The organism is Streptomyces sp. NPDC029836 (assembly GCF_055574495.1).
Genome location: NZ_JBVHZI010000015.1, coordinates 39,999 through 61,082 on the forward strand (window position 1 = coordinate 39,999; position 21,084 = coordinate 61,082).

The 21,084-nt window shown below is 70.8% G+C and carries 18 protein-coding genes and 6 pseudogenes; 15 read left to right on the plus strand and 9 right to left on the minus strand.

Annotation, left to right across the window (positions count from 1 at the left end; translation table 11 throughout):
- Positions 1 to 35 precede the first annotated feature (35 nt).
- Positions 36 to 140, minus strand: a pseudogene (locus ACZ4XJ_RS31180) (ATP-binding protein); the annotation flags it as partial.
- Entirely contained in the window at positions 118 to 1,050 is a 933-nt protein-coding gene (locus ACZ4XJ_RS31185; RefSeq protein WP_468498116.1) for a hypothetical protein, read from the minus strand. The pseudogene ACZ4XJ_RS31180 and the gene ACZ4XJ_RS31185, both read right to left, overlap by 23 nt.
- Before the next feature lie 567 nt (positions 1,051 to 1,617).
- Between ACZ4XJ_RS31185 and ACZ4XJ_RS31190 the strand changes: the two are divergent.
- A pseudogene (locus ACZ4XJ_RS31190) lies at positions 1,618 to 2,081 on the plus strand (transposase); the annotation flags it as partial.
- 10 nt (positions 2,082 to 2,091) lie between these two features.
- On the opposite strand, the gene ACZ4XJ_RS31195 reads toward ACZ4XJ_RS31190, so the two are convergent.
- Positions 2,092 to 2,891, minus strand: a protein-coding gene (locus ACZ4XJ_RS31195) for an IS5 family transposase (protein WP_468498175.1) whose coding sequence is annotated in 2 segments (ribosomal slippage) — positions 2,092 to 2,552 and positions 2,552 to 2,891 — 801 coding nt in all. Because the reading frame shifts where the segments join, the coding sequence is not laid out codon by codon here.
- A 406-nt stretch (positions 2,892 to 3,297) separates the two neighbouring features.
- Here ACZ4XJ_RS31195 and ACZ4XJ_RS31200 point away from each other — a divergent pair.
- From ACZ4XJ_RS31200 to ACZ4XJ_RS31210, 3 genes are read left to right on the plus strand one after another with little or no spacing between them, the layout of a single operon-like run.
- Entirely contained in the window at positions 3,298 to 3,948 is a 651-nt protein-coding gene (locus tag ACZ4XJ_RS31200; protein WP_362877592.1) for a phenylalanine--tRNA ligase beta subunit-related protein, read from the plus strand.
- Positions 3,945 to 4,625: a hypothetical protein gene (locus ACZ4XJ_RS31205; protein WP_362877593.1), complete on the plus strand. Its 681-nt coding sequence runs from the start codon at positions 3,945 to 3,947 to the stop codon at positions 4,623 to 4,625. Before ACZ4XJ_RS31200 ends, ACZ4XJ_RS31205 begins: the two co-directional genes overlap by 4 nt.
- A gap of 59 nt (positions 4,626 to 4,684) precedes the next feature.
- Positions 4,685 to 6,046: a hypothetical protein gene (locus tag ACZ4XJ_RS31210; protein WP_362877594.1), complete on the plus strand. Its 1,362-nt coding sequence runs from the start codon at positions 4,685 to 4,687 to the stop codon at positions 6,044 to 6,046.
- Between the two features lie 45 nt (positions 6,047 to 6,091).
- Here ACZ4XJ_RS31210 and pdxR read toward each other — a convergent pair whose 3' ends face one another.
- Positions 6,092 to 7,480: a MocR-like pyridoxine biosynthesis transcription factor PdxR gene (gene pdxR, locus ACZ4XJ_RS31215; RefSeq protein WP_362877595.1), complete on the minus strand. Its 1,389-nt coding sequence runs from the start codon at positions 7,478 to 7,480 to the stop codon at positions 6,092 to 6,094.
- Between the two features lie 125 nt (positions 7,481 to 7,605).
- Between pdxR and ACZ4XJ_RS31220 the strand changes: the two genes are divergently transcribed.
- From ACZ4XJ_RS31220 to ACZ4XJ_RS31245, 6 genes are all read left to right on the plus strand, one after another.
- On the plus strand, positions 7,606 to 8,115 hold the full coding sequence (locus ACZ4XJ_RS31220; RefSeq protein ID WP_468498117.1) for a hypothetical protein: 510 nt from the start codon (positions 7,606 to 7,608) through the stop codon (positions 8,113 to 8,115).
- Between the two features lie 130 nt (positions 8,116 to 8,245).
- Positions 8,246 to 9,523 carry an ATP-grasp domain-containing protein gene (locus ACZ4XJ_RS31225; RefSeq protein WP_468498118.1) on the plus strand — a complete coding sequence of 426 codons (1,278 nt, stop codon included), beginning with the start codon at positions 8,246 to 8,248 and terminating at the stop codon, positions 9,521 to 9,523.
- On the plus strand, positions 9,520 to 10,779 hold the full coding sequence (locus ACZ4XJ_RS31230) for an MFS transporter (RefSeq protein ID WP_468498119.1): 1,260 nt from the start codon (positions 9,520 to 9,522) through the stop codon (positions 10,777 to 10,779). Before ACZ4XJ_RS31225 ends, ACZ4XJ_RS31230 begins: the two co-directional genes overlap by 4 nt.
- 6 nt (positions 10,780 to 10,785) lie before the next feature.
- Entirely contained in the window at positions 10,786 to 14,016 is a 3,231-nt protein-coding gene (locus ACZ4XJ_RS31235; RefSeq protein WP_362877599.1) for an amidohydrolase family protein, read from the plus strand.
- 8 nt (positions 14,017 to 14,024) lie between these two features.
- Positions 14,025 to 14,474 (plus strand): chorismate mutase, encoded by a 450-nt coding sequence (locus ACZ4XJ_RS31240; RefSeq protein ID WP_468498120.1) that lies wholly within the window; start codon positions 14,025 to 14,027, stop codon positions 14,472 to 14,474.
- The gene (locus ACZ4XJ_RS31245; protein ID WP_468498121.1) at positions 14,450 to 15,364 is read left to right on the plus strand and encodes an Imm49 family immunity protein; all 915 of its coding nucleotides are present in this window, start codon (positions 14,450 to 14,452) and stop codon (positions 15,362 to 15,364) included. Before ACZ4XJ_RS31240 ends, ACZ4XJ_RS31245 begins: the two co-directional genes overlap by 25 nt.
- A gap of 34 nt (positions 15,365 to 15,398) precedes the next feature.
- Here the strand turns inward: ACZ4XJ_RS31245 and ACZ4XJ_RS31250 are convergent, their stop codons facing one another.
- Complete coding sequence (locus ACZ4XJ_RS31250; protein ID WP_362877602.1) at positions 15,399 to 15,656, minus strand: WhiB family transcriptional regulator; 258 nt, start codon at positions 15,654 to 15,656, stop codon at positions 15,399 to 15,401.
- A 189-nt stretch (positions 15,657 to 15,845) separates the two neighbouring features.
- Between ACZ4XJ_RS31250 and ACZ4XJ_RS31255 the strand changes: the two genes are divergently transcribed.
- A complete protein-coding gene (locus ACZ4XJ_RS31255; protein ID WP_468498122.1) occupies positions 15,846 to 16,064 on the plus strand; it encodes a hypothetical protein in 219 nt (72 codons plus the stop codon).
- A 516-nt stretch (positions 16,065 to 16,580) separates the two neighbouring features.
- Positions 16,581 to 16,871, plus strand: coding sequence for a transposase (locus ACZ4XJ_RS31260; protein ID WP_468498123.1), 291 nt, complete (start codon positions 16,581 to 16,583; stop codon positions 16,869 to 16,871).
- Between the two features lie 172 nt (positions 16,872 to 17,043).
- Here ACZ4XJ_RS31260 and ACZ4XJ_RS31265 read toward each other — a convergent pair.
- The 3 genes and pseudogenes from ACZ4XJ_RS31265 to ACZ4XJ_RS31275 all read right to left on the minus strand — a co-directional run.
- Positions 17,044 to 17,248, minus strand: a pseudogene (locus tag ACZ4XJ_RS31265) (IS5/IS1182 family transposase); the annotation flags it as partial.
- A 341-nt stretch (positions 17,249 to 17,589) separates the two neighbouring features.
- Positions 17,590 to 18,315 carry a DUF6461 domain-containing protein gene (locus ACZ4XJ_RS31270; RefSeq protein ID WP_468498124.1) on the minus strand — a complete coding sequence of 242 codons (726 nt, stop codon included), beginning with the start codon at positions 18,313 to 18,315 and terminating at the stop codon, positions 17,590 to 17,592.
- Between the two features lie 208 nt (positions 18,316 to 18,523).
- Positions 18,524 to 19,039 (minus strand): hypothetical protein, encoded by a 516-nt coding sequence (locus tag ACZ4XJ_RS31275; RefSeq protein WP_468498125.1) that lies wholly within the window; start codon positions 19,037 to 19,039, stop codon positions 18,524 to 18,526.
- Positions 19,040 to 19,180: 141 nt separating this feature from the next.
- On the opposite strand from ACZ4XJ_RS31275, the pseudogene ACZ4XJ_RS31280 reads away from it, so the two are divergent.
- The 3 pseudogenes from ACZ4XJ_RS31280 to ACZ4XJ_RS31290 all read left to right on the plus strand — a co-directional run.
- Positions 19,181 to 19,752, plus strand: a pseudogene (locus tag ACZ4XJ_RS31280) (alpha/beta fold hydrolase); the annotation flags it as partial.
- Positions 19,749 to 20,186 (plus strand): annotated as a pseudogene (locus tag ACZ4XJ_RS31285) (GNAT family N-acetyltransferase); the annotation flags it as partial. The pseudogenes ACZ4XJ_RS31280 and ACZ4XJ_RS31285, both read left to right, overlap by 4 nt.
- Positions 20,187 to 20,319: 133 nt before the next feature.
- Positions 20,320 to 20,535, plus strand: a pseudogene (locus ACZ4XJ_RS31290) (transposase); the annotation flags it as partial.
- 51 nt (positions 20,536 to 20,586) lie between these two features.
- On the opposite strand, the gene ACZ4XJ_RS31295 reads toward ACZ4XJ_RS31290, so the two are convergent.
- Positions 20,587 to 21,021, minus strand: a complete 435-nt coding sequence (locus ACZ4XJ_RS31295) for a hypothetical protein (RefSeq protein ID WP_468498126.1) — start codon at positions 21,019 to 21,021, stop codon at positions 20,587 to 20,589.
- Positions 21,022 to 21,084: the final 63 nt, after the last annotated feature.

Genomic DNA, 21,084 nt, shown 5'->3' on the forward strand with positions numbered 1-21,084 from the left:
GTCAGCCCCTACGACAAGACAACTTCAAGGTCAGTAATGGAGATGACGTCGCAGTGGTGGAGGAGTCGGTCGAGGATGGCGGTGGCGAGGACCTCGTCGCCAAACACCTGTCCCCATTCACTGAAGGTCTTCCTCTGGGTGTTGGCGTGCGCTGCGGACGATGTGGGACCAGGTGCCTGCGGTGCCGCCGTGTTGTTGGGCGAGTTGGCCGGCGAGTCGGACTGCGGGGGTTTCGGGGTTGGCCGTGATCGCCGCACGGGCTTGGTCGAGTCGGGGGTCGCCGTCGTAGGGGTAGCGGCGGTCCGTTTTGGGTGTGCCGGTGGGGCGGCCGCCTCCGCGTTCGCGGTGTTCGGCGTAGGTCCAGATGTCGCCGCGTCGGTACTTTCGTTTGATGGTGCCTTTGTCGGTGATTCGCTCTTCGACTGGTTGGGGCCAGTGTTTCGGTGGGGCGGAGGGGTAGCTCGTGATGCTGGTGGGGGCCATGCCGAGGACGCGGGCGGCGTCGGAGAGTGAGATGAGGTCCTCGGCGTTGCCGCTGCGGTCGACGGTTGTGCGCCAGCGTTGGTTGGCTGTGTAGGCCTGGTACCAGGTGTCCCAGGTGGTGGGGTTCCAGTACATGGTGTTGCCGATGGTCTTGTCGGGGTCGGGGTGTTGGTTGGTTTTCCGCTCCCGCCAGAATCGTGCGAGGGTGCTGAGGCCCAGGCCGGTACGGGCCTGGAGGTCCTCGCGGCTTTCCAGTCCGGTGACGTCGGTGTGGTGCTGGTACCACTGGTGCCAGTCGTCGGCGTCCCAGACGAGTGCGCGGTCGATGGTGCAGGCGGGTTCGGGGTGGGCGTTGTGGTCGCGTTCGCGGTACAGCCTCTCCAGGTGCGAGATGCTGATCCGGTAGGTGTCGGCGAGTTCCCTCCTGTTCAGTACGCGGCGTCCGTCCAGGGTGGTCATGGGGGTGTCCTCCGTGATCTGTGCATCGCGCGGCAGGGCCTCGTCCGTCATCGTCGGCTCCGCCTCCTCACGGTGGTTGTTGTGGCCGGCGTGCTCGGGCGGGAGCATCCCGCCGGGCTCGATCGGCTTCGTGGCCGGCGCGGTGTCGTTGTCCTCGATCTTCGATGCCTGGCGCGGAGCGTCGTGCGCCCGCTCGTCGGCGAGCGGGATGGACCTGCTACCCCCGGTGCCGGGAACGGGTCGTCCTGAAAGCGGCTGGTCAGAGCGGGTCGGTTCCGGTCGAATGGCCGGCGTGGAGCGTCGCGAGGTCGTCGAGGGCTGAGGTCGTGTCGCGCTCCGCGTCGTCTACCATCGTGTGTAGTGCCTTCCTGGATATGGGCTTGTTGAAGGGCCTGGGGCCAGGGAGACACAGGACGGCCGGTACTACTGCTATTGGACCGGCCGTCCGCCTGATCTTCCGCGGGTCATGCGGCTGCGCGAACGAGTTTCAACCTCTCGATTTCGCTAATCCTGCCTTATTTTTCGTCTGGGTCCAGTCGGTCATCCGGTGCGCGGCGGCAGACCGTGCGCCAGCCGGCGACTTCCCAGGGCGGCACGGACCGTCTCGGGGGAGAGGGCGTCGAGTGCGGACCGCCGCTGCGCGGCCGTACTGTGCGGAAGCGCCGTGGGCACCACCACCCGGCGCCGCGCATCGCCCACCTGCTCGGCGACCTGCCGGCGCAGGTCCTGGGCCGGCTCCGCTCGGAATGGGTGATGCGTCGGCCAGCGCCGAGCCGTGCGGAGTTCGCCGCGGCGAACCCGGCCGGGGCCGGCCGCCCAAGCACGGCGGGGAGTTCGTCTTCGGCGACCCCGCCACCTGGGGCAACGAGCAGGCGGTCACCACGACCGTGGCCCGCCGCTACGGCACAGCCGTCGCCCGGGCCTGGGACCGGCTTCACCCGAGGCTGACCCGCCGGGCGGCCTGGCTGGAGCACGACGGACCGCTGCCGGTCATTGAGGGCACCGTGATCCACCTGGCCGTCGAGAAGCTGCCCCGCAGCGGGGTGAACCGCCCGGTCTGGCTGTGGTGGTCACGCACCGGCGTCGCCCCGACCGACGTGGACCGCTGCTGGCAGGCGTTCCTCCGGCGTTTCGACCTAAGACGTCATCTCATTTGGCCAGTCGGCGGTAGCAGATGGGGGTGCGGGCGAGGCTGGTGAAGGCGAGGAAGTGCTCGGCTTTGCGGTCGTAGCGGCGGTGGAGTCGTCGGCAGCCGGCGAGCCAGGACATGGTCCTTTCGACGACCCATCTGTGGCGGCCGAGCCGTTGTGAGGTCTCGATGCCTCTGCGGGCGATGCGGTGCTTGATGCCGCGTCCGCGTAACCATCGTCGCAGGTGGGCGTAGTCGTAGCCGTTGTCCGCGTGGAGCTTGCCGGGCTTGCGTCGTCGGCGTGCGCGGCGTGAGCGGATGGGGGGTATGCCGCGGACGAGGGGCTCGAGGGCCTGGCTGTCGTGCAGGTTGGCGCCGGAGATTGCGACGGACAGGGGCAGACCGGTCCGCTCGGTGATCAAGTGGCTCTTCGAGCCGTACTTGCCCCGATCGACAGGATTCGGACCTGTCAGATCCCCCTTTTCAAGGCCCTCATGTTCACCGAGTCGATCGCGCAGCGGGACCAGTCGAGCTCACCGCGGGCGCCGAGTTCGTTGAGGACCAGTCGGTGGAGCTTGGCCCAGACCCGGGCCTTGCTCCACTCGGAGAACCGTCGGTGGGCTGTCGCCCCCGAGGGGCCGAACGACGCCGTGGGCAGCTGCTGCCAGGTACAACCCGACGTGGCCACGAACACGATCGCGGCCAGTACTTCACGGTCACCGTACCGGCGCCGCCCACCGCCCTGAGGCCGCGACGGCGCCTCCGGCACCACCCGCTGGAACAGCACCCACAACTCGTCCGGCACCAGCCGCTCAACGATCCCCACCAGGACCAACAGCCTACCCGCGAACGCCAAATGAGATGATTTCTTGTTGATCAGGGTGAAGGTGCCGAGCAGCAGCTGGATCGCGGTCATCGGTCCTCCTCCCGGGAGCTGGCCCTGACGGACACCGAGGGACTGGAGGCGGGAGCGGATGGTGCATCGGATGCTCGACATGATCCCGCTGCTGCGGCGCCGCGAGGACGTCAGCGGAGAGTCCGTCATGCCGTGGGACGACCGCAACGAACGTGTCGTGCGGGTACGCACGCACTGAACCGGTGGTCGGATACGTCCACATGCCAAGACTGGTACGGACCACGGTGCCCGGAGTGGCCTTGGGTGGGCTCCGTCAGGCTGTTGGAATGATCACGCGAAGTACGCGCGGCAAGTGAATCGGGAGAACCTTTTGAAAGCCCCAGCACTGAGCGCAGGCCGTAGGCCGTCCGGATCGGCTGAAACGACCCGCTTCTGCGCCGTCGCGGCAGCGGTCGACCCCGCTGCCCTCGGCGCGCTGCTCGACGAGCGGCGTCGGCAACTGGCGCGACGGCCCGACGTCGAGGACGTGTTCGCGCGCGCGGCCGAGGTAGCGCGGGTCTACGCCCGGTGGTTCGAGGCGCAGGGCCACACCTGTCCGCTGCCCGGCCAGATCGCCGCGGCCCGGAGCAAGGGCCTGCCCTCGATCATGCCGACCATCGACACGCTGCTGTACGCGGAGCTGACCACCGGCGTACTGATGGGCGCCCAGGACGCAGACGCCATCGACGGCGAACTGCGCTTCGACTGGGCGCGCGAGGGCGAGTCCTTCACCGGGTTCCGCTCCACCGTCACCTGTGTCCGCGACGAGCCCGTGGTACGGGACGCGACGGCGATCGTGGCCTCGGTGCTCCAAGGCCCCGATCGCCGCACCAGCGTCACCAAGAGCTCCCGGCACCTGGTCTACACGGTGTACGACGCCCCCGGGCTGCCCGTCGAGGCGTTCGACGCGGGGGTGGGCGTGCTGCGCGAACTCCTCACGGCGGCCGGCTCCGAGCCCGAGGTACTGGAGGTGCTCCTGTGACCGGTTTCAGCGCGGCCGAGTGCGAGCGGCTCTCCCAGGACCCGCTGCCCAGCCGCCACCAGCGCCGCATCCTCATATCCGCCGGCCCGGACGGCGCCGGACCGGCCGGCCTCCAGCGGGCCGCGGCCCGCTGGCAGCGCCAGTACGTCGGCGGGGTCTACGTCCGCGTACCGGGCGACGCCGCCCGACAGAGCGCCACCGTCGCCGAGTTCACGGCCGCCGGGTGCACCCTGCAGGCCATCCACTTCTACCGGCCCGCGGACGTTCCCACGCTGTCCTTACTGGCAGGGCGCATCGACGCGCTGCCCCTGGACGCGGAGTTCGACCCGCTCCGGGCGGCGGAGCTGGTGCTGCTCGGAGCGACCGACGTGGTCGGCCCCTACCCGCAGCGGGACATGGACGCGGCACGTTCCGCGGCCGCGTACGTCAACAGCCGGCTCGGCGAGGACGCCCTGGCGCTACCCCTGTTGACCCGGGTGCCGGGAACCATGGTCACGGCCGGGGGGCCGGAGGGGCCCGCGGCCCCGGGCCGGGCCGCGCTGGAGGACCACTTCGCCGACTCGGCGCGGGCCCTGGCGGCCGAGGCCGAGAGCCGGCTGGAGGTCTTCGACGCACTGGACCACCTGCCGGGCGGCGGGGACGCCCTGTCCTTCTCGGCGGCCCTCGCCGACGAATGACCGGGCGCACCACCGACCACACCGTTTGAAGCGTCACCAGCGATCCGGGGGGAACCGAGATGCGCACCATGACCACCGCCACCACTACGACGACCCTGCGCGCCGTACTCGAATTCGACGTGGCCGACTACGTCCGCCACGCCCGCGCCGAGGGCCGCGACCACCTCGACCCCGAACTGCGCGCCTGGATGGCCGAGGCCTACGAGGACATCGTCGTCCTTCTCGCCCTGGACCGCGACCGGCTCACCCGCCAGGAGCGGGCCGTGCTCCGCTTCGCCGAGCTCGTCTTCCAGGCGGAATGGAAACTGGCTCTCCCCGGCGGCGAGAGCCCCCAGGAGGTCGCCGCCCGCGGCGGCGGCCCTTTGGACCGGCGCGGTAAGCGCTACCAGCCCTACGGCAACGTCCGTTTTCTCAACCACGTCCTCGGCACCCGCGCCCACGCCCCCGACGGCGCCGTCGAGCGGGCCTGCTGGCAGGCGATCCGCGCCACCGCCGCAGGCTGGCGGGCGTACGAACAGCGCACCGTCGAGGGCACCGAGAAGTGGGCCCAGGACGCCCTGCCCAGCGCCGCGCAGCTCACGGAGCGCATTGCACGGCTCGGCTCGCTGGTCTCGCTGACCGCCGGGCGCGCTCCCGCGCTGCGGCCCGCCTCCGCCGAACCGCCCCGCCACTGGCAGGATTACCTGCTCCCGCACGGCCGCGCCGACATCCTGGAGCACCTGGCCGTCCTCCCGCAAACCACCCAGCACGACGAGGTCACCTTCATACGGGTGATCCACCTCGTCGAGGCCACCACCTGGGGCGTGCTCGCCCGGGTGATGTCCGCCGCCGAATGGCTGCGTGCCGGGCAGTGGGAATACGCCACCGAGTGCCTGGAACGCGCCGCGACCATGGCCGCCGCGCAGACCGAGGCGCTGCTCGTGATGCGCAGGACCATGCCCGTCGAGCACTTCCACGGCTTCCGGGAGGCCACCGGCGACGCCAGCGCCGTTCAGGCCTTTCCCACCCAGCTGCTCCACATCCACCTGCTCGGAGTACACCCCGAGAAGGTCGAGGCACTCGGCGAGGCCACCGAGAACTCCTACGTACTGATGCACCAGAACCCGGACTTCGAGCCGTTGCGGGACCTGCTGCGCTGGGTGCCCGACGAGGAGTCCGGACAGCGGGTACTGGACGCGGCCTACCGCCTCGACCAGGAACTCTTCGCCTGGCGGAAGGTCCACTACGGGGTGGCGTTGCGCTACCTCTCACCGGAGGCCACGGGCTCGGGCGGCACCTCCGGCGCCCCGTACCTGCGCGGTTTCTACCAGGACCGGCTGTTCGACGCCGACCGCACGCTGCTGCCGCAGCACCGCGCGGCGGGGACGGCCGTGCTCGACCCCTGGATCCGGGCCCGCTCCGCGCTGTCCCCCTTCAACTGACCGGAAGGGAACCACCGTTCGGCCGGGGAGGCGTATCGTGCGGGATCACTCCTCGTACGCCTCCCCGATGCGCCGGATCGCCTCCGAGATGCTCGACCGCCCCAAGGCCGTGTACCCGAGGACCAGACCGGGCAGGGCGGTGCCCGGCCGGTCGTAGAACACGCGGCTGCCCTTGACCAGGACGGACCGCCGCAGCGCCCGGGCCACCAGCCGCTCCTCGTCCGCGCTCTCCGGCAGCGTCGCGAACACGTGCAGCCCGGCGACCGGACCCACCAGCGTCGCGGCCGGCAGGTACCGCTCCACGGCCTGCATCAGGGCCCCGTGCTGCGCCCGGTAGCGCGTCCGCATCCTGCGCAGGTGACCGTCGAGCAGGCCGCTGCGCAGGAAGTCCGCGAACGCCAGCTGCATCAGTCCGTCGCCGCCCAGGTCTCGCCTGACCCGGACCATTTCCATCAGCCGCGTCAGCTCGGGCGGCAGCACCAGCCACCCCAGCCGCAGACCGGGCGCGAGGAGCTTGCTCGCCGTACCGGCGTAGATGACCCGCTCGGGGCTCACGGGCTGCATCGCGAGGTGGCGGCCTCGGTGGTCCAGCCACAGCCCGCCGTCGTAGTCGTCCTCGATGATCCAGCCGCCGGTGTCCTGCGCCCAGCGCACCAGCTCCTGCTTGCGCTGCTGGGACATGGGGATGCCCAGGGGGAACTGGTGCGAGGGCGTGACCAGCACGGCCCGCACCCCGCTGGCGTAGAGCGGTTCGATCTCCACGCCCTCCGCCCCCACCGGCACCGCCACCGTCCGGATGCCGTTCTCCTCGATGAACTGGCGCTGCCGGTCGTGGCTCGGGTCCTCGACCGCCAGCCGGTCCACGCCCAGTTCGACCAGGGCCGCGCAGATCAGCCCCAGACCGTGCGCGAACCCGCCCGTCACCATGGTGTTGTCGGGGTGCCCCAGCACACCGCGCACCCGGCCGAGGTAGGAGATCAGCTCCGTGCGCAGCTGGTCGACACCGAGCAGCGGCGGATAGCCGAGCCCCTGATAGCGGGCCGACTCCACCGCCCGCTGGTAGGAACTCGTCCACTCGCGGTGCGGGAAGGTCGCCGCGTTCGGCGTACCCGGCAGCAGGTTGAACCGGGCCGGGGGCACCGCCCGGTCCACCAGCACCACCGGCTTCCTGATCCGGTTGTCGGCATGGGCCGCCACCCGCGTCCCCGACCCGCGCACCGACTCCAGCAGCCCCTCCCCGGTGAGCTTCTCGTACGCCTCCACCACCACGCTCCGGGACACCTGGAGGTCCTGGGCGAGTTGACGGCTGGACGGCAGCCGGGAATGGGGCGCCAGCCGGCCCTGTTCCACCTGGCGGCGCAGCTGGTCCGCGATCTGGGCGCCCAGTGGCTCGGGTCCGTCACGACGGACCTCTAGTACGACGTGCCACGTCATGGAATCCCCCTGCTCAAGCGTGTGTTGCGTCAGCCGCGAACTTACAGGTGGATTGCGATTGGTCCGGTTCCGAGCCGTTCAACTGGTCTGGTGTGCTGTTACCCGGATTCGCAGACTGTGTTCTTGTGACAGCCCGCGAACTGACGACGACCTGGCCGGACCTGCTCCATTCCCTGGTGGACGGGCGGGACCTGCCGGTGGCCGAAACCTCCTGGGCCAGGGAACAGGTGATGACCGGCGGGGTGACCTCCGACCAACTGGCTTCGCTGCGCGTCGCGTCGCGGGGCAAGGGCGGCCGCCGAGGTGCGCGGCTTCGTGGACGCGATGCGCGCCCACGCCGTGCCCCCTGGACGTGCGGCCCCACCGTCGACGTGGTCGGCACCGGCGGCGACCGTGCCCGTACGGTCAACATCTCCACCATGGTCGAAGTCGTGGCCGCCGCGGCCGGGGCGCGCGTCGTCAAGCACGGCAACCGGGCCGCGCAGGCCGCCGTATGGGACCCACGGGTGGCCGGTCTCCCCTTCACCGAGTGGATCGGGGGTCGGCTGGAACGGGCTGCCGAGGCCGTCGACTCCGGCGCGGCCACCACCCTGACCGGGCGCTGGGCCGAGGTCTCGGCCAAGTTCGCGCCCTGACCCTGCGACCCCGTTCCCGAACCTGTAGCCGTTCCTCCGCTTGCTCTGCGCTCCGCGTACGCCGCGACGACCGATCGTCGCACGGCCCGCGGCGCGCAGCCGTCCCCGAACCGAACCGAAAGGTGCCCCGATGTCTTCCCCGTCGCCGTTCCCGCCCTCGTCGGACGCCCCCGGCCCCGACGTCCGTCCGCTGCTGATCCTGATCAGCCCCATGGACCACGAGACCCGCGGCCACCTGCTGGAATCCGTGGCGCACGAGCACCGGATCTGGCTGTTCTCCGACCGGGAGCCCGGCTGGGAGGCCCCGTTCATCACCGGGCACACCCTCGTCGACACCCTGGACGCCGAGGGCATGACCCGCCACGCCGGTCCCGTCGACGCGGACGCGATCCTGTGCTGGGACGAGACGCGCATCCTGCCGGCTGCCCGGGTGGCCCGAGCCCTCGGTCTGCCCGGGCTCACCCCGGAGGCGGTACTGACCTGTCGCGACAAGCACCTGACCCGTCTCGCGGTGGCCGCGGCCGGCGGCCCCCAGGCCCGCTCCACCGCAGTGTCCACGCTGGACGAGGCGTACGCGGCGGCCGCTCGGACGGGCTACCCCGTCGTGGTCAAGCCACGCGCGCTGGTCGGCAGCACGGGCACCCGGATGGCCCGGACGCCCGAGGAACTCGCCGCGATCTTCCCCGGCATCCGCGGGACCACCATGGTCGAGGTACGGGAGCGCTTCGAGCAGCCCGTCCTCGTGGAGGAGTACCTCGACGGCCCCGAGATCAGCGTCGACGCCCTGATCTGGGACGGTGAGGTCACCCCGCTCTTCGTGGCCCGCAAGGAGCTGAGCCCGCCGCCCAACTTCGAAGAGGTGGGCCACGGCGTCGACGCCGCCGACCCGCTGCTCGCCGACCCCGAACTGCTGCGGGCGCTGACCACCGTGCACGCCGCCGTCGGCATCACCCGCGGCTGGACGCACTCGGAGTGGCGCCTCACCGCCGGCGGCCCGGCCCTGGTCGAGGTCAACGCGCGCAGCGGCGGCGACTTCATCTCCTACCTGGGTCTGCTGGCCACCGGATGGAACGCCGGCCTCGCCGCCGCCTCCCTGGCCCTGGGCAAGCACCCCGAACAGGGCGCCGCCCGGCACGGCGCAGCCGCCGTCCGCTTCCTCTACCCCGAGGTGGAGACCGTCGTGGGCCGGGTCACCATCGACCGGGACCGGCTCCCCGCCGCCATCGAGATCGCCCGGGTCGTCGCCCGGCCCGGTCACGTCCTGGAACTCCCGCCCGCCTCGCACACCGGCCGCTACGCCATGCTGGTGGCCGCCGCCGACACGGCGGACGCCTGCCGGGCGGCCCTGGACGCGGCCGAGGACGCCGTACGCCTCGAAGCGGCTGCCCCGGTCACCGCAGCGCGATGAGCGTGGACGAGGGCACGCGGAACGCCGCCGGGATGGAAGCGGTGGGCATCGCGCGCACCTGGCGCGAAGCCCCCCTGCCCGTCAAGGCGGTGATCGCCGGGATCATGGTGAACCGCCTGGGCGGCTTCCTCCAGGTGTTCCTGGTGCTCTACATGGTGGCGGGCGGCTTTCCCGTGGTGCGGGCGGGCTTCGCCCTCGCCGCACACGGCGCCGGCGCGGTCGCCGGGATCCTCCTGGGCGGCTGGCTCGTCGCCCGGATCGGCGTCCGGGCCTCGATCGTCTCCTCGATGACCATCAACGCCGTCCTCACCGCAGCCCTGCTGTATGCCCACTCCTACCCGGTACTGCTGCTGCTCGCCGCGGGCACCGGCGCGGCGAGCCAGGTCTACCGGCCCGCCTCCGCGGAGCTGGTCAGCCGCCTGACCAGCGAGCAGCGCCGCGTGATGGTCTTCGCCATGTACCGGCTCGCCACCAACGTCGGCACCACCGCCGCCCCGCTGATCGGCGCGCTGCTCGTCGCCCACTCGTACGCCCTGCTCTTCTGGGCGGAGGCGGCAGCGGCCCTGGGCGTCGCCGTGCTCGCGCAGCGGCTGCTCCCGCGCGACCGGCCCCCGCGCTGTACGGCCGCCCCGTCGGCGCGGCCGCGGGGGACCGGCACCACCGGATACCGGGCCGTGCTGCGCGACCGGGGTTTCGTCCTGTTCCTGCTGGCCATCCTGGGCTTCTCCGCCGTCTACACCCAATACCTGTCGACGCTGCCGCTCGCCGTGCGCGCCCACGGCTTCGACGTCTTCGTCTACGGCGTGCTCGTCGCGGTCAACGGGGCCATCGTCATCCTCTGTGAGCTGCTGGTCACCCGGCAGGTACAGCGCTGGCCCGCCCGAGTGACGAGTATCGCCGGGATCCTGGCCGTCGGCGCGGGCCTGACGGCCTACGCCCTGCCGCTGGGCCTCGCCGGACTGGTGCTCGCCACCGTGGTGTGGTCCGTCGGCGAGATCATCGGCTCCCCGACGATGACCGCCTACCCCGCGCTGGCCGCGGCGCCGGAGAACCGCAGCCAGTACCTCGGCGCCTCGCAGGCGATGTTCGGCGTCGGCTCCGCCGTGGGTCCCGCCGCCGGGGTCGCCGCGTGGGCCTTGATGGGCGACGCCGTCTGGCTGCTGTGCGGGGCCGTCGCGGTGCTCGCGGCGCTCGCCGCCCACTTCGGGATGCCGGCCTCGCCGCGCCGTACATCCCCCTCGGACAAGGAGAGTTGAGAGAACGTGTCACCGGTTCCCCGCAGAAGTTTCCTCACGGCGACCTCAGGAACGGCCCTGACCGGAGCGCTGCTCCTCGACGGGTTCGCCGCCCCGCCCGCCCGGGCCGAGGCGCCGTCGCCCGATCCCGTACCGCCGGCCCCGGCCGCCGCGGAGGCCGGCGAGCACGTGTCCCTGCGCTTCACGGACGCCACCAACGGCGCCGCTACCGCGACCGCCGGCGGGGACCGGGTCGTCGCCGAGGTGCAGGGCGTCCTGTGGGCGGTGCCCCGGGACGGCTCGGCCGCCACCGCGCTGACCCCGCCGGACCTGGAGCCGAACCGGCCGGTCTTCTCGCCCGACGGCCGCCAGGTCGCCATGAGCGCCTACCGGGACGGGGCTTTCCACATCTGGCTGATGCGGGCGGACGGTTCCGGTCTGCGCAGGCTCACCGACGGCCCCTGGGACGACCGGGCGCCCGCCTGGTCCCCGGACGGCCGCACCCTCGCCTTCTGCTCCGAGCGCGGCGGCGACCCCGTCGCCGGCGCCCCGTACCGCATCTGGACCGTGTCCGTGCGCGACGGCGCCCTGACGCAGGTGACCGGCCTTCCCGGCCAGGACGGGCCCGGACAGGACCACCCGTGGGAGGACTTCGACCCGGCCTGGACCGCCGACGGCTCCCGGCTGCTGTTCGTCCGCGCGGGCTGGACCGCTCCCGTGCTGACGGCCCGTACGCTCGTGTCCGCCGCGGCCGACGGGAGCGCGGCGCGCGTCGAACACACCGCCGCCGAGGGCAACCTGCTGGCTCCCGCCGTCTCCCCGGCGGGGCGCACCGTGTGGCTGCGGAGCACACCGGGGCCACCGAAGACCGAGGCGATGGCCCTGTTCGTGGACGGCCGTCAGGTGGCGCTGGACGCCGAACTCGCGCCCGCCCCGCCGCGCTGGATCGACGACGAGCAACTGCTGCTGACCGTCGGCGGCCGCTTTCGGGTGATCCGCCCGCACCGCGACGACCGGGGGCACGAGATCGCCCTCGACGCAACCCTCCGGGTCCGCCGGCCCCGCTACACGGTCAAGGAGTACGCGCTGGAGGCCGAGACCTCCCGCCCGGTGCGCGGCATCCACCAGCCGAGTCTGTCCCCGGACGGGCGCGGCATCACCTTCGCCGCGCTGAACGCGCTGTGGGTGGTGGGCGTCTCCGGCGGCTCCCCGCGCAAGATTCTGCAGAGCCCGCCCACCGCCTACGTCCAGGGCCCGGTGTGGTCCCCTGACGGCCGCGCGCTGATCTGGACCGACGACCGGGACGGGCTGGGCGCGGTGCGCCGCCGCGAGCTCGACGGGGGAGCGGAGAGCGTCCTCGCCCCCGGCGGCCGTGTCCACGGGGTGCCCTCGCCGGACGGGACCCGGCTGGCCTGCCTGGACATGGCGGGCAACCTGCTGGTGCGGGAGCTTTCGACCGGCGCCGAGCGGGTGCTGGCCACCCCGCTGGGTGGCGGCGGGCTCCCGGGCCGGCCGAGCTGGTCGCCCGACGGCCGCTACCTCGCCCTCTGCGACCGCAACCGGCTCAACTTCCGCTTCCGCGAGGGCCACAACCTCATCCGTGTCGTCGACACGCACACCGGCGCGGCCCGCCTGTACGGCCTGGCCCCGCACGTGTCCCTGTCCGACCGGTACGCCTCGGGGCCCGTCTGGTCCCCGGACGGGCGGGCGATGGCCTGCGTCAGCGAGTCCGCGCTGTGGCTGCTTCCGGTGGGCCCCGACGGCGCCCCTGCGGGCGAGGCCCGCCTCCTGACGGAGGAGCCGGCCGACCACCCGTCCTGGTCGGGGGACTCCCGGACGCTGCTCTACCAGTCCAGCGGCCGGCTGCGACTGCTCGGCATCGACGCCGCGGGCGCGCCCGCCGGAGCCCCGCGCACCGTGCCGGTGTCGCTGACTTACAGGCGTCCCACCCCTGTCGACACGGTGGTGCACGCCGGACTGCTGTGGGACGGCACCGGATCCGCGCCGCGCGCCGACGTGGACGTGCTCATCAGCGGCGGCCGGATCACCGCCGTCGAACCGCACCGTCCGGGCCGCGCCGCCGTCCGTACCGTGGACGCCTCCGCGCGTACGGTCCTGCCCGGCCTGTGGGACTCGCACGTGCACCCCTGGCAGTACACCTACGGCGCCCGCCAGGGCGCCCTCCAACTCGCGTACGGCATCACCACGGCCGTCTCCCTCGGAGGCTTCGCCTACGAACAGGCTCGGCTGCGCGAAGACATCGCCGCGGGCCTGCTGGCGGCGCCCCGGCTGCTGGCCACGGGGGAACTGCTCGACGGCTCGCGCGTGGGCTACAGCATGGGCCGCGCGCACCGCACCGACGAGGGCTTCGCCCGCTCCCTGGCCCGCGCGGACGCGCTGGACTGGGACTTCGTCAAGACGTACGTGCGCGCCCCCTACCGGCAGATGGCCGCTGCCGCCCGCCACGCGCACGAGCGGCTGGGCGTGCTGAGCGGTACGCACCTGTGCGCCGCCGGGATCCAGTCCGGGATGGACCTCACCACGCACCTGTTGTCGACCGACCGCGCCGAGTACGGGCACGGCGCGAGCGCCGAGGGCCACACCCACCAGGACACCCTGGAGATCTACAACCGAGGCCGCTTCGACCTGATCGCCACCCCGTTCACCGCGATGGCGCTGATCGGCGCGCACCCGGAGGTGGCGCAGGACCCGCGGGTGACGGCGATGATGCCGCCTTGGGACGTCTCCGTCGTCCAGGGGCTGGCCTCCCGGCCGCCGACGGACGGTGAACTGGCCGTACTGGAACGCGAGGTCGACGCCTACCGGCGGGTGGCGCGCGGAGGCGGCCGGCTGGTGCTGGGCACCGACGCGCCGCTGTCCCCGGTCGGGCTGCACCTGCACATGGCCATGCGAGCCCTGCACCGGTACGGGCTCTCGCCGGCCGAGGTGCTGACCACGGCCACCCTGTCGCCCGCCCGGGTCTTCGGGGCGGACCGGCACCTGGGCACGGTCGAGCGGGGGAAGCTGGCGGACCTCACGCTGGTCGACGGTGACCCCTTCGAGGACTTCGCCTCCCTCATCCGTACGGTCGGTGTCGTACGGGGCGGGGTCCTGCACGAACGGGCCGCGCTGGAAGGGGCCTTCGGTGGTCCGCGGGCGAGCCGGGCGGCCGCCCCTGCGGCGCCTACGGGCGGCTGGGCGGCGGTCACCGAGCAAATGGTCAAGGACGGCTGCTGCGAGGACCACCGCGTGAAATGACGGCGCCCATGCCGAGCACCGGGCCCCGGACCCTGATCGAGATCCGCTCCCTGATCGACGCGCTCGACGGGGAGCTGGTCGACCTCCTCGCCCGGCGCCCGCGGCTGGTGCGGGCGGCGGCGGGCTTCAGGGCCGACGGACGGGCCGTACGCGCCCCCGACCGCGCGGAGCGGGTGATTGCGGCCGCCCGGGCCGGGCCGGGTCTGCGGGGCTGGCCCCGGAGGTCGCGGACGCTGCGCCGGCATGGCTTCACGCCGCAGCGTCACGCCCGCCGCTCCTACCGGCAGCAGGACGCACAGGTGCGGGCCTGGCTGGAGGAGGCGTACCCGGCGATCGCCGCACGGGCCCGCCGGGAGAAGGCCGAGCTGGTGAGGGCTGATCAGTGCGGCCTGCGCTCCGACACCCCGCCCCCAGAGGCGACCGGGAGATCCCCTTGCCTCTCACCAGGACGCGTCTGACCAGCGAAGAGCTGGACTACCACGAGACGCACGACGCGACCGACACGGTCACCGCCCGCACATGGATCGACGCCTTCGACCTCTGCGTCGCCAGCGGTCTGGTGCGGGACTGGGAACGGGCGATCGGCCTGCTCCTGCGTAACGACCTCGCTCCCGCACTGCGCGACAACCTGCCCCACGCCGGCCGGGACTCCGTCTCCGAACCGGACGACCTCGCGCACATGGACGCCTCGTGCGGCTACCTGACCCCGGCCCGGGGTCACCTGCCCCGCGACTGGCCGCAGGTGACGCTGACGAAGCCTTCGACGGACGAGCGACTGGACGCTGCCCTTGCCCTGGACGCCGCCCACGCGGTGGGTCCCGACCAGCGCCTGCTGCGCGTCCTGCTCGCCGACGATCAGAGCGCTTTCGAGCGGGCCTCGAACGAACGACCGGCGCAGCACCGTGCCGGTGCCGGTGCCGGTGAGAATCCCGCGCCCGGAACGCTGCTTCCCTTGGGCGCGATCACCTTGGTCGCACTCGCCGTGCAGGTTCATGGCTGGGACCTGCAGACCAGGTCCGCCTACCTGCCGACCTCGCTCCTGAAGCCGCCTGCCCCTGTCGGCTCAGCTCCTGACCCGGCACGCCGATCAGACGGGTCGTCGCCCGGCCGCCGAGCTACCGCGGGTCCACTTCCGCGTCGACGTACCCGAACTCGCGTGCCCCTGCGTCGCCGGCGCTCGAACGCCCGCGTCGTCGAACGCAAGATGTCCAACTTCGGCGTCAAGCGCACCGCACACCAGCTCTTGCCGCAGCCCACACGCGACCCAGCCGAAGCCGTGGCCATCGCCCCGCACAAGACGGCCCCGATCAACCCACCAGTGAAGGTCCCACGCGTCTGGGATTCCTAAGCCGCTGGTATTGAGGCTAGGCAACACAGTTGCGTCAGGCTTCGAGGCGGGCTCGGGCCTCCCTGGCTGTCCGGCGCTTGAGAGTGCGCCTCTCGTCTTCGGTCAGGCCGCCGCACACACCCATGTCCTGGCCCTCGGCGAGGGCCCACTGCAGGCATTCACTCAGGACCGGGCATCCTCGGCATACCGCCTTCGCCTCCTCGATCTGGAGCAGGGCCGGGCCGCTGGTGCCGATGGGGAAGAACAGGTCCGGGTCTGCCTGTCGGCAGGCGGCTTGGTGGCGCCAGTCCATCGTCGTGCCTCCGTTCGCATTGCCGGGTTGGTTCTCTGACCGCCTGGCCGATATCGCCGGCTCTATGCAGAGCATCGGCCGCGTCTTCTCTTCCTCCTCCCTTTTTCTCAACTGTTCTCAACGGCCGGCTATGGCTTCGTTTGGTGCGGGCGTGAGGGGTAGACGGGACGCATGTTCAGGCATCGACGTGTGCGTACGGCTGTTGTACTCGTGATCAGCTGGGTGGTGTTGGCAGCTGTCGAGCGCTGGGGCGAGGACGCGTCCTGGTCGAAGGCCGTGCTCAGCGGGCTGCTGTGGGCGGTCGTGGTGACCGGCGTCTGGTGGTTCGCCGAATGGACGCAGGCGAGCCGGCCCCGCGGCATGCGCCGGTCGGAGCTCCGCCGAGCGAAGGTGGATAAGGGGCGCTAGACCGCGCCGGGGGCGGGGTCGGCCAAGGCCAGGAGCTGCGACACCGTCACGCAGGTGCAGCCCCGGGCGCGGAATTCAACGTGCCAGTACTGCAGCCTGGCGAGTGGATACGACGGCCGGGCAGTGACGTGCCCACCGCCTGGGATGCGGGCTGCCGTCGCGCGGGTGACGTGGGCTGTGACCCCGGCGCCGTGACGAGTGCGTCCCTTTTGCGAGCCGCTACGCAACTCGCGGCAATAGTCACCCGCACGGAGGCACACCACGGACGACGCGGCACCCTGCTGGAGTTCGCCGATGGAGGACCCTTGAGCCTCGGATCCTTGAGCCTCGCCAATTTGAAGTCACAGGTCAAAGGCTTGTGTGATCGGCTCTAGGGGTGCTCGCGCTGGTCGTGGCCGACAGTCGGCGGAGCAGATCGTCTGGAGCCGTACGAGCTGATCGAGGTACCACGACCTGGTACTCCATGAGGTTCCCCTCGTAGCGTGGAGTCCGTGACAGCAGGGGATGTTGGTTGTCATGGCGGAGAAGCGTCGCAAGTTCACGGCGGAGTTTCGTGAGGGGGCGGTACGGATCGTGACGGAGACCGGGAAGCCGGTCCCCGAGGTCGCGGAGGACCTGGGGATCAACGAGACGACCCTGGCGGGCTGGGTCTCGCGGGCCAAGCGGGCGGATAGGGCCACGCCGGAGGACAAGGACGCGTTGATCGCCCGGCTGACGGCGGAGAACGCGGCGTTGAAGAAGGAGAACAAGGATCTGGGGATGGAGCGCGATGTCCTCAAACGCCGCATGGTCGTGCGGGTGAAGTAGCTGCGGCGGACCCGGCCGTCGTGGCTGGGTTGATCAGCAACAACAGGACCGAGCACGGCGTTCCGCACACCGAGCGTTTTCAGTGGGCGTTGAGTCCGCTTCTGGTAGCGGCCTCGTCCGGGTTGGGTGAGGAAGTCTTGGCGGGTGAGTCGTCCGAGACGGCTGCGGGTGATTTGCCCTGGTCGGCGGGGTTGCGGCGGACGACCTCGACGTCGATGTCCAGCAGTGCGCCGTGGATGATGACCGCTTCCTTGAAGCCCTGGTCGACCAGGGCTTTCTCCAGGCGCATTCCGCACCGCTCGGCGGCCTGGTCGGAGCAGGGCGATGCCGGCGGCGTTGTCGTGCTCCGAGGCGGCCATGGCGACGACGCCGATGATCGGAAGCGCACATAGTGCTTCCGTTCCCCATTCCGAACGACTTCACCGACGGCTTCCATATCGCGTACTGGCAGCGCCCGGAGCACTACCCGGATCCCGTCATTCGACAGGCCGGTTCCACATTCGCCCAGCTGCCCGCTTCCGTGGTCGAACCGGTGATCGAGCGACTGCGCGCAGACCTGGCTTCAGGAGCTTGGCTCCGCGGCCATGCCGACCTGCTGACCCAGGACTCCGTCGACTACGGCTACCGCCTGCTCATCGCGGGCCAGCGATTCCGGCACGGTGTGCCGCAGGCAAGTGCCATATCCCGAAAAGGTCAGTGGTTGGAGACACCTCGTATGTCAGAGCTGATCTCGTCGCAGTTGTGCATACGTCCGCTCGCCGTGCGCGTCCGTGATGTCGATGGTGATGCTCTCCCACTCCTCGACGGGTTCCTCCGGGACTACCCCCAGCTGGTACTCGGACTCCGTCAGGAGCTGCGCGGTCACCCGAACGCCGGTGAGGCGCTCCGCAAGCGCCATGACCGCCGCCTTCGTGTCGATGCTCGGATCCGTGTCCCCGGAGGAGTTGAGGCCGACCGCCCCCATCATGGCGTTCAGTTCATCGGGGGTGCTGCCAGACCGGTCCGCCGGCCATTCGAAGGTGGTCCGCAGCTCGCCGCCCTCATACCAATGGAAGAAGTCCATGGGCTTCCCCCCGTTGCTCGAATGCGAGACAGCACGCGTCCCGGCGGACAATGCCTCCATGAGGCGCGGGCGGGTGCCCAGATCGCCGCCGAACTCCAGGGCGAGCGTCCACTCACCGCCCTCGCCCGGCACAGTGAACGCTCCCGCGAGGAAGGCATCGGGCCACTCCTCGAACTCGTCGAGAAACTCCTGCTGTTCGAAGATGAGATCGCTGAGCCCCTCGCACTCCTCATCGCGCGGCTCGGCCCCCACGATCCGGAACAACTCCGAGGGTGAGATCCCGCGCACCAGCGTCAGGGTGTACCCGACCTCCAGCCCGTAGGCGAACGGCGAGGCCGGGGAACGTATCCAGTGGTAATCGGCTGCGGTGGCGGAAGTCATGCAGCGCATCCTGTCAGCGCCCTCTGACACCGGGTGTGTCGGCCGACAAGCGCCTCCTGGACGCCACCACCAGCTACTGACAAACCTCATGTCGTAACGACTAACGGCACCTGTCGAAACCCACTGTGTCAGGCGACCCGAGAACCAGTGGTGGGCGACATTGGAAATGCAATAGCTCGGAAAATGTGAGGACAGGGGCGCTGCCGACTCAGACGGATTCCGCCCGCATGTAAGAGAAGACCCTGCCCAGCACAGCGTCCTGATCCCGGGGCGCCCCGTCGGAGAATGCCGACCAGGCCCGGTCGAGGTCGTCGCGCCGGACGGGGCGGGGCACCTGGGGGCTCAACCTGATGACCATTGGAGGGACTCCCGCCTGCTCGTACGCGGCAAGCTTGTGGTGCCCGTCGAGGAGATAACCCACCCAGCTTTCGGCGGTGGGGAACAGCACGACCAGCGCCGGCAGGTCGCCCCCGGCGCGGATACGGTCGCGGTAGTGGCGCACCGTTCTGTGGTCGTGGGGCGGCCACGCGTCGGTGGTCACCAGCGCGAGTTCCTCGTCGGCGTACCAGCCGTGGACCTGGAGGGCGCGCGGGTGGACCACCCGCAGGTGGTGCGGAGCGACCGCGGCAGTCATTACGTACAGCCCGGAGGCGAGCAGCGACAGCAGCGGGCGCAGGCATTCCGGATCCGGTGGCTCGGCCCGGCCGGTGCGCGGATCGGGCACGAGGCCGGGGGCGCTGAGCCATTCGGTGAGGTACCTGGCTGAAGTGGCAGGAGCCGGGGTCGGGGTAGTCGCCCGCCCGGATGATCAGCCCTGCTTTGAAAATTTTTATGATACTGCCGTATCAGCAATGGGTCCGTTCGTATTACGAAGAATGGATCTTCCCGGAGGTGCCCCGCGCCCGAGAACACGACCCGAGTACGCCGGGGACATCAGCCACTACGTGAGCGACGAGCTGCGCGACCTCTACTTCGCCACCTGCGACGTCCTCTACGCGAAGGGAGCACCCGTACGCTTCGAGACGGACGTCGAGACGAAGTTCGACACCACCCACGTCTACCGGTACGGCCCCGCCGACCCGGCAGCCGAGTCACGCACGCCCGTGGTTCTGATACACGGTTCGGGAGGCTGCTCCGCCCAGTGGTACCCCAACACCCTCGCCCTCAGCGCCGAGCGCCCCGTCTATGCCCTCGACACTCCCGGCGACCCCGGCCGCAGCGTCCAGCGCGAATCGATGTGGCAGCCCGAGCGCGCGGCTCAGTGGATGGAGGAGGCCCTCGACGCGCTGGGCCTCGACAAGGTCCACCTGGTCGGCTCCTCGTACGGCGGCTGGCTGGTCATCAACCAGGCCCACCGCCGACCCGAGCGCCCTCGCATCGGTGACCACCCTCGACCCGGGCGGTCTGGAGAAGGTCGGCCTGCGCTTCTTCGTCTGGACATCTTTCTGGAGACCGATCGCTCGTACTGCGCGCGTTCAGTGAGGCCGACGTCGACCGCCTGATCGCGCTGGACAACGATCCGGAAGTCTTGCGCTTCATCAACGGCGGTCGGCCCACGACCCGCGAGGCGATCCGGGCACAGACCTTGCCCACGCTCCTCCATGAGTACCCGTGCTTCGCGACCCGCGGCACCTGGGCCGCGCAGGAGAAGGGCACCGACACCTTCCTGGGCTGGTTCGAATTTCGCCCCCTGGACGGCCGGAGCCCGGCCGTGGTGGAACTCGGCTACCGCCTGAACAGGGCCGCCTGGGGCCACCGGCTACGCAACCGAGGGATCACGCGCTCTGATCCGCAAGGGATGCACGAACCTCGGCGTGGAGCGGGTGACCGCGAACACCATGGCCGTCAACCTGGGGTCCCGACGTGTGATCTTTAACGTCCGACGTCGAACGGTACGTCGTACTTGATCAGTCGGTTCGGTAACCGCCGTACACGGAAGCGGCCTTCGTCTGGATCATGTGCTCCGACCAAGGAACACACATGTCCAGCACAAAGGCCGTGAGGATGAGTCTGCCGCATCGTGATGCCCGTCGGGAGTCGCTGGAGGAACTGTCGTGCTTCCGGGACGAGTTCTACTCCTGTCTCACCGCTCGTTCGGATGCGCTGTTCGAGCCAACCGACGCGGTTCTGTGCAGTGACGGGCCGGTGAGATCGATGGTTGAGCTGTCGCTGGTAGGTGAACACCGCCGTGGTCACGGAGGGCTCTACGCCGCTGTGGCCTCGGCACCGCCACCGCGGCGGCCGTCGCGATCTGGCTCCGAACATGAACTCCTACGCGACCCAGCAGTAAACGCTCTGGTTTTGACGCCGGGCGCTGCTGAGGAGAGCAGCCAGATCACCCACGATCGCGTGGGCGATCTCCGTGTCGATGACCTCACCGTCCTCCGCACGCAGTTGGGCCCACGAGGCAGCGACGTCACGCAGCCTGGAGTGCGTGGCGTCCGCGAGTGCAGTGGACAGGCGAGGCGAGATCGCGAAGACGACGCATCCGTCGTTGTCCTGGCCGGCGACGATGCGAGGTTCACCGGCTTCGACGAGTTCCTCGAAGGTGCTGCCGGCCAGAAGGCATTCCCACTCGATCACGGCCTCCTCGGGATCGAAGTTGCCTAGGGAGAGCGACTCGAATGCCCGTCCCGGCCCAGTCTGGAGGGCCAGATCCGCTGACGTGTCGTCCGGCGCCACGAAGAACTTCACGATGATGCTCACCCGAGCATCATGCCCGACAGCCCACGACGGTGATCGGCCGGACAAGTCCTAGTAGTGCTTCGT

What these genes read in the sequence shown, in the direction of transcription:
- ACZ4XJ_RS31185 (WP_468498116.1), bottom strand. Translation starts at nt 1,050, where the DNA reads ATGCTCCCGCCCGAGCACGCCGGCCACAACAACCACCGTGAGGAGGCG.
- ACZ4XJ_RS31210 (WP_362877594.1), top strand. Translation starts at nt 4,685, where the DNA reads ATGCGCACCATGACCACCGCCACCACTACGACGACCCTGCGCGCCGTA.
- pdxR (WP_362877595.1), bottom strand. Translation starts at nt 7,480, where the DNA reads ATGACGTGGCACGTCGTACTAGAGGTCCGTCGTGACGGACCCGAGCCA.
- ACZ4XJ_RS31225 (WP_468498118.1), top strand. Translation starts at nt 8,246, where the DNA reads ATGTCTTCCCCGTCGCCGTTCCCGCCCTCGTCGGACGCCCCCGGCCCC.
- ACZ4XJ_RS31230 (WP_468498119.1), top strand. Translation starts at nt 9,520, where the DNA reads ATGAGCGTGGACGAGGGCACGCGGAACGCCGCCGGGATGGAAGCGGTG.
- ACZ4XJ_RS31240 (WP_468498120.1), top strand. Translation starts at nt 14,025, where the DNA reads ATGCCGAGCACCGGGCCCCGGACCCTGATCGAGATCCGCTCCCTGATC.
- ACZ4XJ_RS31250 (WP_362877602.1), bottom strand. Translation starts at nt 15,656, where the DNA reads ATGGACTGGCGCCACCAAGCCGCCTGCCGACAGGCAGACCCGGACCTG.
- ACZ4XJ_RS31260 (WP_468498123.1), top strand. Translation starts at nt 16,581, where the DNA reads ATGGCGGAGAAGCGTCGCAAGTTCACGGCGGAGTTTCGTGAGGGGGCG.
- ACZ4XJ_RS31270 (WP_468498124.1), bottom strand. Translation starts at nt 18,315, where the DNA reads ATGACTTCCGCCACCGCAGCCGATTACCACTGGATACGTTCCCCGGCC.